This window comes from Pseudofrankia sp. EUN1h (assembly GCF_001854645.1).
GTDB lineage: Bacteria > Actinomycetota > Actinomycetes > Frankiales > Frankiaceae > Pseudofrankia > Pseudofrankia saprophytica.
The window spans coordinates 294,844-310,035 of sequence record NZ_MBLN01000042.1 but is presented as its reverse complement, the minus strand read 5'-3'; the positions used below and the strand labels follow the sequence as shown (position 1 = coordinate 310,035).

Here is a 15,192-nt window from a genome sequence, read left to right as displayed (position 1 = left end):
AGCTCGCCGAGGGTTCCAGGACGGCCGAGGGTTCCGAGACGGTGAACGAGCCGCTGGCGGGCCGTCGCCGTGCCCCACCGCCAGTCGCGGTCGGGGATCTCGGCCAGGTGGTCGGCGGTCCACCCGAGTAGTCCGGATCAACCAAAGTCGAGAGAGTGGCGGCCTTCGGCCGATGTGCCGGCGGTGGTGGACGGCCTTTATTGTCCTGGTGACGTCGACACTGTCCAGACCCACGACTCCCGAGTCGCGCGCCCTTGGGCCCGACCTCGCACGTGGATTCATGCTGCTGTTCATCGCCCTGGCGAACTCGCACTATTTCCTGCGCGGATCATCGGTGCTCGGCGGTTACCCGCGGGACGGCTCGGGTGCCGACGCGGCTGTCATCTGGCTGATCTCGACCTTCGTCGACGGCCGGGCGTTTCCGATGTTCGGGCTGCTGTTCGGGTATGGAGCCGCCCAGATCGTGCGCCGGAACGAGGCGCTCGGGCCGCGCTCCGTGCGGCATCTGCTCTGGCGCCGCGGAGCGGTGCTGGTGACCGTGGGTTTCCTGCACGCGGTGCTGCTCTATGCCGGCGACATCCTGAGCGCATACGGAGTGCTGCTGCTCGTCGGAGCCTGGCTCGTACGCTGGAAGGACAGCAGGCTGCTGGTGACCGCCTTCCTGTTCTTCCTACTCACCGCGCTGCCGAGCGGCGCGTTCTCGACAATAAGCACCGACCCGCCAGATGTTTCGATGCTCCCGCCGAATGTCGGCACCATGATCGCCGAGCGGGCGCAGGTGTCCTCCTTCATCGCCCTTCTTGGGCCTGTCGGCTTCGTGTGCCCGTTCGCGGTCGGACTGTGGGCGGGGCGCCGGCGCATCCTGGAACAGCCGGAGCTGCACCGGACGTTCCTGCTCGTCACGGCGTCGGTCGGGATCGGCGCCGCCGTGCTCGGCGCGCAACCGATCTCGCTTGTCCTCGCGGGCGCGGAAACGCCCCCCGACCAGCAGTCGCTCGAGTTCCTGGCCGCCCTGCACAGCGCGACGGGGGTCCTGGGCGGGTTCGGCTACGCCTCGTTGTTGTCACTGGCCGCCGTCCGGCCTCAATTCCCAGAGCGCCCGCGGCCGGTGGTCGACGCGATCGCCGCCGTCGGCCAGCGATCGATGACCTGCTACCTGGCACAGTCCGTGGTCTGGACCGTCGCCTTCACTCCCTTCCTGCTCGACCTCTCCGGCACCTTGTCCGCGACCGCCACCGCAGGCCTCGCCATCACGACATGGCTCCTCACCGTGGTCCTGGCCGACCGGATGCGGCGAGCGGGGCGCCGCGGACCGTTCGAGGTCCTGATCCGGGCCGTCACCTACCACCAATCGCCGAACCGAAGCCTGCACCGGCAGTCCGATGGCCTTTCCCCGGACAGGGACCGCGTAATGATCACTGAGGCCGACCGCTAGCTCTGGATCGCATCGAGGCGGGCACGCCAGCGCCGTCCTGCCCCCGCCGCTGAGGCGCGCCCGACCGTCACCAGGGAGGTGGACGCCAGATGGATAAGATATACAATCAGGCGTCACGACCCAGGCGGACGCCGGGGCGGCCAGCCGCCGTCGCCACCACTGACCAGCGATCAACAGCGTTGTGTCCCTGGTCCACAAGACCCGTCCGCCCGACGACGAGATGCGGGAGAGCCACGTGACCGACGGCGTCTGGGGTAGCGCTCCCCGGCACACCACCACCGCGCTGCTGCTGGCACGCACCGAGAAGGACCCGGACTCGGAGTACCTCGACGTGAACGGCGCCAAGTTCAGCGCCGCCGAGGTCGCCCAGACGGCCGCGGCCCTCGGTGCCGCGCTGGTGGGCGAGCTCGGCGTCCGGCCGGGCGACCGGGTCGCGAGCCTGCTGGAGAACTCGCCGGAGGCGATGCTCGTCTGGTGGGCCACCCAGTGGGCCGGCGGCATCGCGGTGCCGATCAACACCGCCTACAAGGGCGAGTACCTGCGTCACCAGCTGCGTGACTCGGGCGCGACCGTGCTCGTCGTCGCGGCGGACCTGGCCGACCGGGCCCAGGCCGTCACCGGTGACATCGAAGCGCTGCGCCACGTCGTGGTGACCGGGCCGGATCCGGTCGAGTTCCCCGGGGCCACCGCCCACCGCTGGGACGACCTGGCGAGCGCGAACCCGCTCGCCGCCCCGGTCGAGCGCCGGCCGTCGGACCTCGCGACCTTCATCTACACCGGCGGCACGACCGGCCCGTCCAAGGGCTGCATGCTCAGCCACAACTACCACGAGGCGCTGGCCACCCAGATCGGCGTCACCTGGGGGCGGACCGCCGACGACGTGCTGTGGACGCCGCTGCCGCTGTTCCACTACAACGCGCTGACCACCGCCGTTATCGGCGCGTTGGTCTTCGGCGGGCGCTCGGCGATCTACCGGAAGTTCTCGGTCTCGAACTTCTGGCCGGAGATGAACCGCGCAGGCGCGACCCTGACCTCGACGCTCGGCACGATGGCCTATCTGCTGGCCCACGATGTCGACCGGCCGGAGATGCCGAAGTCCGGAGCGCCCGAGGCGAACACGTCGCTGCGGATGATGGGCGCGGCCCCGCTGCCGCCCGAGGTCGACGACATCCTGCGCGGCCGGTTCGGCATCGACACGTTCTCCGGCGCCTACGGCGTCACCGAGGCCAGCCTCATCTCCACCCTGCCCCCAGGCATCCGCAACAAGCCGCGCGCCGCCGGAATGATCAACAAGGACTACTTCGACGTCCGGATCTTCGACGACGAGGACAACGAGCTGCCCAGCGGCACCGACGGCGAGATAGTCATCCGCCCGAAGCTCGCGCACGTCATGTTCGAGGGCTACTGGGGCCGGCCGGAGGCGACCGTCGAGACCAGCCGGAACTGGTGGTACCACACCGGCGACATCGGCCGGATCGACACCGACGACTTCCTCTTCTTCATCGACCGCAAGGCCGACTACCTGCGCCGACGTGGCGAGAACATCTCCAGCTTCGACGTCGAGCGCATCCTGATGGGCCACGGTGAGCTCGCCGACGTCGCCGTGCACGCCGTCTTCAGCAAGCTCACCGAGGACGACGTGAAGGTCACGGCGACCCGCGCGGCGGGCTCGACGCTCACCGAGGAGCAGCTCTTCCGCTGGTGCGTGGACGCGCTGCCGTACTTCGCGATCCCCCGCTACATCGAGTTCCGCGACGAGCTGCCCCGCAGCCCCGTGGGCCGCGTCCTCAAGCGTGACCTGCGCACCCAGGGCGTCACTCCCACCACCTGGGACGCCGAGGCCGCCGGTATCACCTACGAAAAGCGCTGACCCACCGCTCGGGCGGAGTTCTCCATCCCAGGGAACCGAGAATTCCACCCCAACCTGGCGGTTATCGGGCCGCCCGCTCCACACGCCCCGCCAACCTGGGCATACAACGCTCAGTAGTCAGCTGTGCGCGGCTGAACGGGCCGCTGACGGCCCGAAAATCCTCACCAGGGTGACGGGCTGGACCCACGACGACCGCCCTGGTCGCCCCACGCGCCCCGCGCGCATCGGATCGTGTCAGATGAGAGCGCCAATAGGCACCGCCATCTGACACAGCTCGCCGCCTGGGATTCTTTTCGTGTCAGTTGGGGGTGTGTATAGGCACCAGGATCTGACACGATTCAGCGCCGGGTCAGTCCTCGGGGGTCCAGAGGATGTTGCGGGACTTGAGGAGGTCGACGACGAGGTCGCCGTGGCCGCGCAGCATCTTGACGAAATCCGCGGAGGCGCGCTGGCCGTTGCGGGCCTTGATGGCACGGTTGACCGCGGCGATGCCGCGTTTCTGTGGCTGGATCGTGCCGGGAACGAGGGCGAAGAAGTTGCCCGGAATGACGCCCGTCATCAGCCGGCCGAACGACGACAGCCGCGGCGACTGCGCCATCGCGAAGATCTGCCGGAGGTAGGCCTCGTTGGCGTGCAGGACGTCGTCGGGGTCCTCCGCGTCGCGCAGCGCGCGCTCGGCCGTGGACAGCGCCTCGATGCCGTCGTCGTCGCCGCGCTCGGTGGCCCGCTCGGAGGCCAGGCCGTAGAGCTGGCCGAGCAGGGCGTAGTGGTCGCGCACCGAGTTCAGGTCCAGGCCGTGGACGAACGCGCCGCGGTGGGGCTCGATCGAGATCCAGCCCTCGCTCTCCAGCGCGATCATCGCCTCACGCACGGGAATGCGGCTGACGCCCAGCTCCTCGGCGATCTCGTCCTGGCGGACGTGGTCGCCCTGGCGCAGGGTGCCGGCGAAGATCAGGCCCCGGATGTGGTCGGCGACCTGGCTTCCGCTGCTCCTGCGGTCGACGACGGAGCGCTTGCCCGGTGCGTGGTGCGCAAGCGGGCTCACCGCGGTCGCCGTCCGGCGGTTGGGAGGAATGGCCGGCTCCTTCAGCTCATGTCCAGGGTGCCGAGTTGCTGGCTCCTTCGACTGGGTCGAGCGAAACGCCTACCCATCAGTCCGCACGCGGACCAGTGGATACCCCCACAACCGCGAGAGCGCGTCGAGGGGTCCGGGAGTCTGGGTCCCCGCCGTGCCCTCGATGGCCTCGACAGGGCCTTTCTCCACGAAAGGCAAGCGGGCCGGTCCGCAAGCCGGCCGAGACCGACACACAGCTGACCCACCGCGTTCCCACGCGGGCAGCGGACCGCGGAGAACTTGCAGGAAGTATACGACTGGGTCGTGGCGGTGCCGTCGCTCTGGGCGTTCGGCCGGACATCGCGTCCGTCACTTTTGTCCCATCGGTACCACCCTTACCGTCATATCCGGCCGTGCCGTGCCGTGCCGCGCCGTCCGGCCGTACCGCGCCGCCGGGGCGGCCCAAGCCCTCAGGGCCACCCAAGCCCTGAGGGTGGCCCTCATGGTGCGATGTCGGCGGGTCGGGCGCCGGCCGCCGCCGTCTCGGCCGTCTCGGCCGTCTCGGGAACGATGCCCAGGTAGGCGGTGGCCAGGCGCTCGGCGTCGACCTCGGCCGCGGGGCCTGTCCAGGTGATGTGGCCGACGGTCAGGAACGCGACCCGGTCGGCGATGGCCAGCGCGTCGCGGGTCTTCTCCTCGGCGATCAGCAGCGCGGTGCCCTGGCTCTGCAGCTGCCGCAGTGCATTGAAGATCTGCTCGATGATGAGCGGCGCGAGGCCGAGCGATGGCTCGTCGGCGACGAGCAGCTTCGGCGGACGCACCAGCGCCGGCGCGAGCGTGAGCATCTGCTGCTCACCACCGGACATGGTGCCCGCCGCCTGGTTGCGCCGCTCCTTGAGCACCGGGAAGGCCGCATATGCGGCCTCCCGCTCCTCGGCCGCGCGCAGCCACAGCGTCAGGTTCTCCTCGACCGTCAGGTCGGGGAAGATGCCGCGGCCCTCGGGCGCGAGGTACACGCTGTCGCGCTCGCGCCGCCGTGCCGGCACCCCGGTGACGTCCTGGCCTGCGAGCCACAGCTCGCCCGCGCGGGCGGGGACCAGGCCGCCGACGACCGAGCACAGCGTCGTCTTGCCGGCGCCATTGCTGCCCAGCAGCGCGACCGCCTCGCCGGGACCGACGGTCAGGTCGATGCCGTGCAGGACCTCGATCTCGTCGTATCCGGCCTTCAGACCGGCGATCCGCAGCACCGGCTCTGCCGCCGGCGCCCCGCCACCGTCCGCGGCCGCGGCCGCGCCGGCGACCGGAGACGTCGTGGCGACCCGCGGCGCCACCGTGCCGAGCGAGCCCGCCCCGGCCTGCCGCTGCCTGGCGGCCTTGCGCGCGGCCCGCTCGCGCATCGCCCGCGAACCGGCGGACAGGCCGCCCTCCGGGTCGCGCGCGAGGCCGATCGCGCCGAGACCGAACAGCATCTGCATGAAGTAGCTCGACGCCGGGACGCCCTCGAGCGCCTGCGGGGCGAGCACCATGACCAGGCCCGCCAGCACCGCGCCGGCCGGCCGGCGGATGGAAAGGGTGACCGTGGTGGCCAGCCAGACCAGGCCCAGCAGGACGTCGTAGTCGGTGTTGGTGACCCGGCCGCGGCTCGCCGCCAGCATGACGCCACCGAAGCCGGCGATGCCCGCGGAGATCACGAACACCAGCAGCTTCATCCGGTCGACGGCGATGCCGCTGGTGCGCGCGCCAGCCTCGCTGGACCGGACCGCGAGCATGGCGCGCCCGGTGCTGGAGGAGCGCAGCGCGTGCACGACCCACACGCCGAGGCCGACCAGCACCAGCATGAGCAGCACCAGCCAGCGCGGGTTGGTCAGGTCGATCCCGCCGATGTGCCCCGGGTTGACCGGCCAGCCGCCGGAGCCGTTGGAGATGCTCCGGATCTGGAAGAGCAGGTTCTGCCCGACGTAGGCGAGCGCCAGCGTCGACAGCGCCAGCGGCAGGCCGCCGAGCCRGCGGGTGGGCAGCGCGACGATCAGACCGACGACCGCCGAGACCAGCGTGCCGGCGATCAGCGCGGGCAGGAACGGCACGCCGGCGTCGAGCATGATGCCCGCGGTGAAGGCTCCGGTAAGCACGAAGGCCGCCTGGGCGAGGCTCACCATGCCGCCGATGCCGGTGACGACCGTGAAGGACAGCAGCACGATCGACGTCGCCAGGCCTTGGGCGAGCAGGCCGGCCCAGAAGTCGGTCGCGCCAAAGCCGGTGTAGGCCAGCAGGCCGATGGTGCCGATTCCCCAGAGGATGCGCCGCTGCCACGGTGATCCGTGCTCCCGCAGCGCGTCGGCCGGCGGTTTCTCCTCCTGCGTCGTGCCGGCGCTGCGGCCGCGCTCCGCGCCGAAGTAGATCAGCAGACCGAACAGGATGATGAACGGCACCGCGGTGCGGAACCCGGTGATGTCGAGGTCGACGTAGCCGTCGACCAGGTTCTGCGCCACGCCGAGCAGCAGGCCACCGAGCATCGCGATCGGGATCGAGGCCATCCGGCCGAGGACCACGGCCGGGATCGAGATGAACAGCAGCGTGTTGTAGCTGAACGAGCTCAGGCCGAACATCGGCGCGAGCAGCACGCCCACCAGGCCCGCGAGCCCACACGAGGTGATCCAGGAGACGGCGGACGCACGGTCCGGGTCGACACCGCGCAGCGCGGCGAGGTTCGGCCGGCTGACCGAGGCGCGCATCTCCAGGCCGATACGGGTGTGGCGGACCAGGTAGTAGAGCAGCCCCGCCGAGAAGATCGCCGCGCCAAGCATCGCCAGCTGGTCGCTGTCGATGACCAGGCCGTCGCCGATGACGTGGATCTTCTTCGGGCTCGGGCCGAGGCCGGGGATCCGGTAGACGTCCTCGATCGCGGGCAGATCCCAGTGCGCCTTGTCCTTCAGCAACGCCACGATCCACAGCCCGAGCGAGGGCAGGGCGATCAGCAGGCCGAGCGAGGCCACCATGCGGGCGGCGATCGACGCCTCCCGCAGCGGGTTGAACAGCACCCGGTGCAGCAGCCAGCCCAGCAGGGGTGCGAATATGCCGATACAGATGATCGCGCTCGGCACGATCGGCAGGCCCTGGCCGGTGTTCAACTGGAAGAACAGGTAGGCGGTCGAGAACGCGACGCCACCCTGGCCGAAGTTGAAGACACCGGACGTCTGATAGCTCAGCGTCAGACCGGACGCGAGGATCGCGTATAACGCGCCGGTGACCAGCCCCGAGACCACCAGGTTGAAGAACTCGGTCACGAAACCCTCCTTATGGCGTCCGCGCATGAGGCCGCGCGGACGCGGCGTCCGGAAACCCGGTACCGGCGGGCGGGCAACCGCCGTGACCGGGGTGGAGCTGCACTGCCGCGCCGCTACCGACGTGCCGCTGGTTCTGTGTCACTGGTTCCGTGCCATTGCCGACTTGCCGACTCGCTGCCTTGCCGACTTGCTACCTTGCCGACTCGCTGCCTTGCCGCTGGTGACTGTTGCTTCCTCTGTTGCTTACTTCCGGACGAGACCACCGGGGGCGGAATCGGACGTCACGTCGTCCGCGTCACCATTCCGCCGTGGCCGACGGCGCCGGCGCTAGCCGAGGTAGGCGTCGCGGACCGCCTCGTCGGCCTGGATCTGCGCCGGCGTCCCCTCCGCCAGCACCGAACCGAGGTTGAGCACGGCGATCCGGTCACACATCCGCATGACGAAACCGGCGTCGTGCTCCACGAGCAGGACCGCGGTGCCCTGACCGCGCAGCGACTGGACCAGGTCACCGAAGCGCTCGGACTCGGTGTGGTCGAGCCCGGAAGTCGGCTCGTCGAGCAGCAGGAGCTTCGGGGTATCGATGATCGCCCTGGCCAGCTCGACGAGGCGTTGAAGTCCGAGCGGCAGCGAACCGGCGGCGACCCGGCGGCTGTCGGCCAGGCCGCACCACTCGAGCACCTCGTCCACCTGCTCACGGCGGGCCTTCTCCAGCGAGCGTCGCTTCGGCCAGGCGACCAGGTCGGCGAGCACGCCGCCACCACCGCCGCGCCACTCCAGCGCCGCGAGCACGTTGTCCTCGACGGACAGCCAGCTGAACACCTGGGCCCGCTGGAAGGTGCGGCGCATCCCGAGGCGCGAGCGGCCGGTGGAGGTCAGCCTCGTGATGTCCTGGCCACCGAACTCGACCTTGCCGGTCGTCGGCGCGGTGATGCCGGAGATGACGTCGAACAGCGTGGTCTTGCCCGCACCGTTCGGGCCGATCAGCCCGCGCACCATTCCCGGCTCGACGTCCAGCGAGACGTCGGTGAGCGCCTGGACACCGCCGAACCGCTTACTGATGCCGGTCAGGCGCAGCAGTGGCTCGACGACGGCCGTCGCGGCCGCTCCGGCCGGTGACGGCCGTGGCGTCGGTGTCGCGGCCGTCATCGACTCGGTACCGCCCAACGACTCGATACCGCCCAACGACTCAGTACCGTCAGACGACATGGAGCCTCCCGGTGCAGCCATACGGCAGGTGAGAGTGGATACGATATGCAATCTGACCCGGATGTAACAAGGGTCACGTCCGGCTCGGCTCCCGGCGCCGCCACCAGCGGCGGTGACCAGCACGAACGGCGCCCGCGCACGCTAGACCCCCGCGCACCGGGCCAGCGCGCGCCGGACGAAGGGGCCGGCGGCATCAGTCGACGCCCAGCAGGACGGTCGAGGTGGATGAGAACCAGCCGCCGGTCCCGTTGACGCACGCCACCCTGGCGCCGGGGACCTGCCGGCCGGCCGCCTCGCCGCGCAGCTGCCGGACGGCCTCCACCAGCAGGAAGATGCCGCGCATCCCGGGATGGCAGGCGGACAGGCCGCCGCCGTCGGTATTGGTCGGCATCCGCCCGCCGACCCGCATCGCGGCGCCCTCCAGGTAGGCGCCACCCTCGCCGCGGCCGCAGAAACCGAGTGCCTCGAAGGTGAGCAGCACCGTCGAGGTGAAGGAGTCGTAGAACTCGCAGACGTCGACGTCGGCCGCGGTGAGCCCGGCGCGCTCGAACGCCAGCTTCCCGGACACGGCGGCCGGCGACACCGTGAAGTCGGTCCACTCCGACATCGTCGTGACGTTGCTGGCCGTACCGGTGCCGAGCACCCGCACCGCGGGCCGCGGCAGGTCGGCGGCCCGCTCGACGGAGGTCAGCACCACCGCGCCGCCGCCGTCGCTGCGGATGCAGCAGTGCAGCTTGGTGAACGGCGTGGCGACCATCGGGGCGGACAACACGTCGTCGACCGTGATCGGGTCCCGGTACATCGCGTCCGGGTTGAGGCTCGCGTTGTACCGGGTGTCCACGGCGATGTTCGCAAGCTGCTCGATCGTTGTGCCGAACTCGTGCATGTGCCGGCGGGCCGTCATCGCGTACTTGGCGATGAGCGTGTGCCCCCACGGAGCCTCGAACTGGCTCGGGCCGCGGGTCGACAGCGACAGGTTCGCGGTGCGCAGCCGCTTCTTCAGGTCCGCGCGGGCCGTCGAGCCGTACACCAGCAGGACGGTGTGCGCGGTGCCGGCCTTGATCGCGTCGACGGCGTGCTCGAGCATGACCTCCCAGGTGGAGCCGCCGACACTCGTCGAGTCCACCCAGGTCGGGCGCAGGCCGAGATATTCGGCCAGCTCGACCGGCGCCAGCACGCCAAGCCCGGTGGAGCCGAAGCCGTCGACGTCCGCGTGGCTGAGGCCCGCGTCAGCGAGCGCGCGGGCGGCCGCCTGGTAGTGCAGCGCGAACGGGGTCGCGTTGTCGACCCGCCCGCAGTCCGACAGCGCCGCGCCGACGACGGCCACCTGCCCCGTCATACGTCCTCCTCGCCCCTCACCAGTTTGGTACTGCTACATCCGACCGATCCACCCGGTACCGGCCACCTACGGCCCACCACCCGGCGACCAACGCCGACAGGATCGCTCCCACACCGGCCACGACCCGCCCGCCTACCCCGGCGGGCGCCGGACCCGTCCCCGTTCCGCCGGTCCGACGGAAATCCTTGGAAACTCGGCCTGATTCGAATTTTGTATATACTATCCGATCACAGATCAGGCGCCTCCGCAACCGGCGCCAGCTCCGGGCAGCTCCGCTCCTGGACGGCACCGCTCCGGACACGCACTACCCCTGGACAAGCACCGCCCCTGGACAAGCACCGCAGGGAGAGCGCATGGACGACGCAACAGCGACCGCCGAGGCCGCCGAGGCGGGCACCGATCCGGAGACGGAGAAGGGCGCCGCCTGCTTTGAGGACCTCGAGGTGGGCGGGAAGGCGCCGGTACGCACCCGCACGCTGACCCGCACGGACCTGGTCCGCTACGCCGGCGCGTCACACGACTTCAACCCTCTGCACCACGACGACGAGCGGGCGCGCGCCGCCGGCATGAAGAGCGTCTTCGGGCACGGCATGTTCTCCGCCGGGATGCTCGCGACCGCCCTCACCGACCTCGTCGGCATCGGTAACCTGCGCGGCTACAAGGTGCGCTTCACGACGCAGGCCTGGCCGGGCGACGTGCTGAGCACCGACATCACGGTGACGAGCAAGGACGAGGCCACCGGCCTCGTCGAGCTCGACTGCCAGCTGGTCAACGCGGAGGGCGCGGCGGTCGTCGCCGGTTCCGCGGTCGCCAAGCCCGTTCGCGGCCGAGCGAGCGAGTGAAGTGGTCGTCCGAGGCGGACCTCCCAGATCGGCTACGCAAGCTCCGCCGATCCGGCGGGGACCCCGGAGGACGGCCGTGAGYAGGGGTCCCCGGCCACTCGCGAAGCGACGGCTGGGGGGGCCGATGAGTGAGCGAGGAAGCGAACCAGAGATGAGGAGGCGGGCATGAGTGGTCCACGGTTCGATCTGCCGACGATCGAGGAGGAGACCGCGCCCTGGTGGGACGCCGCCCGCAAGGGCGAGCTGCTGATCCGCCGCTGCGGTGACTGCGCCAGGGCGCACCTCTACCCCCGCCCGTTCTGCCCCTCGTGCTGGAGCCAGAACGTCACCTGGGAACGGGCCGCTGGCACCGGCACGCTCTACACCTGGTCCGAGGTGCGGGTGAACGACCTGCCGCCGTTCAAGGCCCGGGTGCCCTACATCGCGGCGATCGTCGACCTCGACGAGGGCCCGCGGCTGGAAACCAACATCGTCGACGTGACCGAGGCGGACCTGGCGATCGGCATGCGCGTCAAGGTCGACTTCCGGGCCGACGACGAGGCCGACCTGACGGTCCCCGTCTTCCGCCTCGCCTGAGGCCCGAGCCCGAGCCGGGGCCCGAGCCGGGCCCGGGCCCCGCACGTCTCCCGCCTGTGTCCTGAGGAGAGCACCGTGAGCGCGACCGACTTCATCGGCACCCAGCTCCCGCCGGCGACCGTCGTCGTCGAGCGGGGCGCCGTCGCCGCCTTCGCCGAGGCCGTCACCGACGCCTCGGCCGTCTACCAGCGGGCCGACGCGGCGGTGGCGGCGGGCTTCGAGACCATCCCCGCGCCGCCCACGTTCACGTTCGCCGCCCGGCTGCTTGGCGCGTTCCCCGACCTGCAGCCCGCCCGCCCCGACGGCGCCCTCGACACCACCGAGATCATCGCCGCGCTCCGCAAGGACGGCGGCCTGATCCTGCACGCCGAGCAGGAGTTCACCTACCACCGCCCCGTGCTCGCCGGCAGCACCGTGCGCGTCACCGGCGAGGTCGAGGACGTCCGCGTCACCACCAACAGCCGCGGGAAGCAGATGACCTTCGTCCGGCTCCGCTCCGACACCCGCGACGAGGCCGGCGAGCTTCTCGTCACCGAGGTCATGACCCTCCTGCACCGCGCCTGACCGCGAACTGTGGCTGCTGAACGTCTCCCTGGACCAGACCATCGACCACAGTTCATCCCGCCGGATCAGAGTGTGGCTGCTGGGCGAGCGTATGGACACGATGACCGACCACAGGTCGGCAGCAGAGCGGCACCTCGCCCGCGGGCCGGGTGGCGGTGGTCGCATTTGCCGGGTCGGACGGCGTGAACGATGCGGCTCGATGACGACCACGGAATGATGACGACGTGACGACCCCCGCCGCGACGACGCCCGAGACCGTCCCCGCCGCCCCCGGAGCCCCCGGAGCGCTGCCGCTCGCCGGGCTGCTCGTCGTCGGCCTGGAGCAGGCCGTCGCCGCGCCGCTGGCGACCCGGCACCTCGCGGACCTCGGCGCCCGCGTCGTCAAGGTGGAGAACCCGAACGGCGGCGACATGGCCCGCTCGTACGACGGGGCCTGGCACGGCGAGATCGGCGCGCACTTCGCCTGGCTGAACCGGGGCAAGGAGTCGTTCGCCGTCAACCTGCGCGACCCGCGCGGTGCCGCCGCGCTGGAGGAGCTGGTCGCCCGCGCGGACGTCGTCGTGCAGAACCTCGCCCCGGGCGCCGCCGCGCGCCGAGGGCTCGCCGCCGAACAGCTGCACGCGAAGTACCCGCGGATCATCGCCGTCGACATCTCCGGCTACGGCGAGGGCGGCCCGCTGTCCCACAAGCGCGCCTACGACCTGCTGGTCCAGTCGGAGTCCGGTTCCTGCGCCATCACCGGCCACGAGGGGCACCCCGCGAAGGCCGGCGTCCCGCTCGCCGACATCGGCGGCGGGATGTACACGCTGACGTCGGTGCTCGCCGCGTTGCACGCGCGCACCACGACCGGCCGGGGTGCCGCGATCCAGGTCGGCCTGTTCGACGCGGCCGTCGAGTGGATGGGCTACGCGCTCAACTTCACCATGGGCTCGGGCCTCGTCCAGGAGCCCAACGGCGTCAGCTCCCCCGCCGTCTCCCCCTACGGCAACTACAAGACGGCCGACGGCCAGGTGCTCGTGCTCGGCACCACGAACAACGGCGAGTGGCAGCGGCTGGCCCGCGAGGTCCTCGGCCGGCCCGACCTCGCCGACGACCCCCGGTTCACCGAGAACGACGACCGGGTCGGCCGGCGCGCCGAGCTCGACGTCCACCTCGCCGCCTGGGCGAGCTCCGTGACCCTCGAGGACGCCCGCGAGCGGCTGGACAAGGCCGGCATCGGCAACGCCCGCCTCAACACCGTCCCCGACGTCATCGACCACCCGCACCTGGCCGCCCGCGACCGCTGGCGCGAGGTCTCCTCCCCCGCCGGCCCCATCCGCGCCGTCCTCCCGCCCCCGGTCAACAAGGACTGGACCTTCCCGATGGGTGACATCCCGGCCCTGGGCGCGCACACGGCGTCGATCCTCACCGAGCTCGGCCGCACCCCCGACGACCTCGCCGCCCTCCGCGCCGGCGGCGTCATCTGAAGGACCGCACACAGGCCTGACTAGTGGTGGAAGCCGGTGCTGGCTGGCTCGGCACCGGCCGGGGTCGGGTGGCCCGAGGCCGCGAGGCGGTCGACGACGCGGCGCAGGTCCGTGGCCAGGTGGTCGGCCAGGTCCGGGCCGAACCCGTTGCGGACGACGACCCGCAGCACGGCGAGCTCGTCCAGCGCCGGCGGGAAGCGGTAGGCGGGGACCTGCCAGCCGCGGGTCCGCAGCAGCTCCGAGATGTCGAACACGCTGAACTCGGCCGCGCGGGCGTCGCGGATCGTGAACGCGAACGCGGGAATGCCGGTGGCGCCATCGGAGACGAGCTCGAAGGGATCCATCGCGGCGATCGTGTCGGAAAGCCGGGCCGCGACGTCGCGGCAGCCCTGCATCACCTGGCGGTAGCCCTCGTGGCCGAAGCGCAGCAGAGAGTAGTACTGGGCGACGACCTGCGCGCCGGGGCGGGAGAAGTTGAGCGCGAACGTCGGCATCGTGCCGCCGAGGTAGTCGACGTGGAAGACGAGCTCCTCGGGCAGGTGGTCGTGGTCGCGCCAGAGCACCCAGCCGACGCCCGGGTACACCAGGCCGTACTTGTGGCCCGAGGCGTTGATCGACGCGACCCGGTCGAGCCGGAAGTCCCAGACGAGGTCCGGGTCGCAGAACGGGGCGACGAAGCCACCGGAGGCCGCGTCGACGTGCACCGGCACGTCCGGGCCGCCGTCGGCCGCGAGCCGGTCGAGCGCGGCGGCGATCTCGGCGACCGGCTCGTACGTCCCGTCGAACGTCGAGCCGAGAATCGCGACCACGCCGACCGTGTTCTCGTCACAGTGCCGCGCGGCCTCGTCCGCCGTCAGGTGGGTACGGCCGGGCGCGAGCGGAACGAGCCGGGGCTCGACGTCCCAGTAGCGGGCGAACTTCTCCCAGCAGACCTGCACGTTCGCGCCCATCACCAGGTTCGGCCGGTCGGTGGGCAGACCGGCGGCACGCCGTCTGGACCGCCACCGGCGGGTCATGGCGAGGCCGGCGAGCATGCATGCCTCCGACGAGCCGGTCGTCGAGCAGCCGACCGCGTCGCGGGCGTCGCGCGCGTGCCACAGGTCGGCGAGGATGTTGACGCAGCGCGCCTCCAGCTCGGCGGTCTGCGGGTACTCATCCTTGTCGATCATGTTCTTGGCCGCGCACTCCGCCATCAGCCGGTCGGCGTGCGGGTCCATCCAGGTGGTGACGAACGTGGCCAGGTTCAGCCTCGCGTTGCCGTCGAGCATCAGCTCGTCACGGACCAGCTGGTAGGCGGTCTCCGCGTCCAGCGGCCCGGCCGGGAGCCGGTACCGGGGCAGCTCACCACCGCCCGCGGCGCCACCCGCGACGCCGTCCGCGACCGCGCCGCCCGGCGGACGCGTCGACCACCGCAGCTGCGGCCGCACCGCCAGCCGCGCGTCCGCCTGCTCCCCCATCGCCTGCCTGTGCAGTGCCACCCCGCCAGGCTATGGGGCCTCGAGCCCAGCGGTCGCCAAGGGGCGCCAACGGGTTCCGCGGCGCCTTGCGACGCCGCG

Annotated in this window: 11 protein-coding genes; 6 read left to right on the top strand and 5 right to left on the bottom strand. The window is 71.3% G+C overall.

Annotated features, from left to right (window positions below; translation table 11 throughout):
- Window positions 1–172: 172 nt before the first annotated feature.
- Window positions 173–1,435, top strand: a complete 1,263-nt coding sequence (locus tag BCD49_RS10525; protein WP_007509730.1) for a DUF418 domain-containing protein — start codon at window positions 173–175, stop codon at window positions 1,433–1,435.
- Between the two features lie 235 nt (window positions 1,436–1,670).
- Window positions 1,671–3,305, top strand: a complete 1,635-nt coding sequence (locus tag BCD49_RS10520) for an AMP-binding protein (protein ID WP_027141071.1) — start codon at window positions 1,671–1,673, stop codon at window positions 3,303–3,305.
- Window positions 3,306–3,654: 349 nt separating this feature from the next.
- Here BCD49_RS10520 and BCD49_RS10515 read toward each other — a convergent pair whose 3' ends face one another.
- The 4 genes from BCD49_RS10515 to BCD49_RS10500 form a co-directional block, all read right to left on the bottom strand.
- The gene (locus BCD49_RS10515; RefSeq protein ID WP_007509734.1) at window positions 3,655–4,350 is read right to left on the bottom strand and encodes a GntR family transcriptional regulator; all 696 of its coding nucleotides are present in this window, start codon (window positions 4,348–4,350) and stop codon (window positions 3,655–3,657) included.
- A 509-nt stretch (window positions 4,351–4,859) separates the two neighbouring features.
- Window positions 4,860–7,643, bottom strand: a complete 2,784-nt coding sequence (locus tag BCD49_RS10510; RefSeq protein WP_071041447.1) for an ABC transporter permease subunit — start codon at window positions 7,641–7,643, stop codon at window positions 4,860–4,862.
- A gap of 327 nt (window positions 7,644–7,970) precedes the next feature.
- Entirely contained in the window at window positions 7,971–8,849 is an 879-nt protein-coding gene (locus tag BCD49_RS10505; RefSeq protein ID WP_007509738.1) for an ABC transporter ATP-binding protein, read from the bottom strand.
- A 193-nt stretch (window positions 8,850–9,042) separates the two neighbouring features.
- On the bottom strand, window positions 9,043–10,188 hold the full coding sequence (locus BCD49_RS10500; RefSeq protein WP_007509740.1) for a thiolase C-terminal domain-containing protein: 1,146 nt from the start codon (window positions 10,186–10,188) through the stop codon (window positions 9,043–9,045).
- Window positions 10,189–10,541: 353 nt separating this feature from the next.
- Here BCD49_RS10500 and BCD49_RS10495 point away from each other — a divergent pair, with 353 nt between their 5' ends.
- The 4 genes from BCD49_RS10495 (at window position 10,542) to BCD49_RS10480 (ending at window position 13,636) form a co-directional block, all read left to right on the top strand.
- On the top strand, window positions 10,542–11,030 hold the full coding sequence (locus BCD49_RS10495; RefSeq protein WP_007509742.1) for a MaoC family dehydratase: 489 nt from the start codon (window positions 10,542–10,544) through the stop codon (window positions 11,028–11,030).
- 165 nt (window positions 11,031–11,195) lie between these two features.
- Complete coding sequence (locus BCD49_RS10490; protein ID WP_007509743.1) at window positions 11,196–11,606, top strand: Zn-ribbon domain-containing OB-fold protein; 411 nt, start codon at window positions 11,196–11,198, stop codon at window positions 11,604–11,606.
- Window positions 11,607–11,681: 75 nt separating this feature from the next.
- Window positions 11,682–12,170 carry an FAS1-like dehydratase domain-containing protein gene (locus BCD49_RS10485; RefSeq protein WP_007509745.1) on the top strand — a complete coding sequence of 163 codons (489 nt, stop codon included), beginning with the start codon at window positions 11,682–11,684 and terminating at the stop codon, window positions 12,168–12,170.
- 224 nt (window positions 12,171–12,394) lie between these two features.
- Window positions 12,395–13,636 carry a CaiB/BaiF CoA transferase family protein gene (locus BCD49_RS10480; protein ID WP_007509748.1) on the top strand — a complete coding sequence of 414 codons (1,242 nt, stop codon included), beginning with the start codon at window positions 12,395–12,397 and terminating at the stop codon, window positions 13,634–13,636.
- A gap of 20 nt (window positions 13,637–13,656) precedes the next feature.
- Here the strand turns inward: BCD49_RS10480 and BCD49_RS10475 are convergent, their stop codons facing one another.
- Entirely contained in the window at window positions 13,657–15,114 is a 1,458-nt protein-coding gene (locus BCD49_RS10475; protein WP_027141074.1) for a glutamate decarboxylase, read from the bottom strand.
- Window positions 15,115–15,192: the final 78 nt, after the last annotated feature.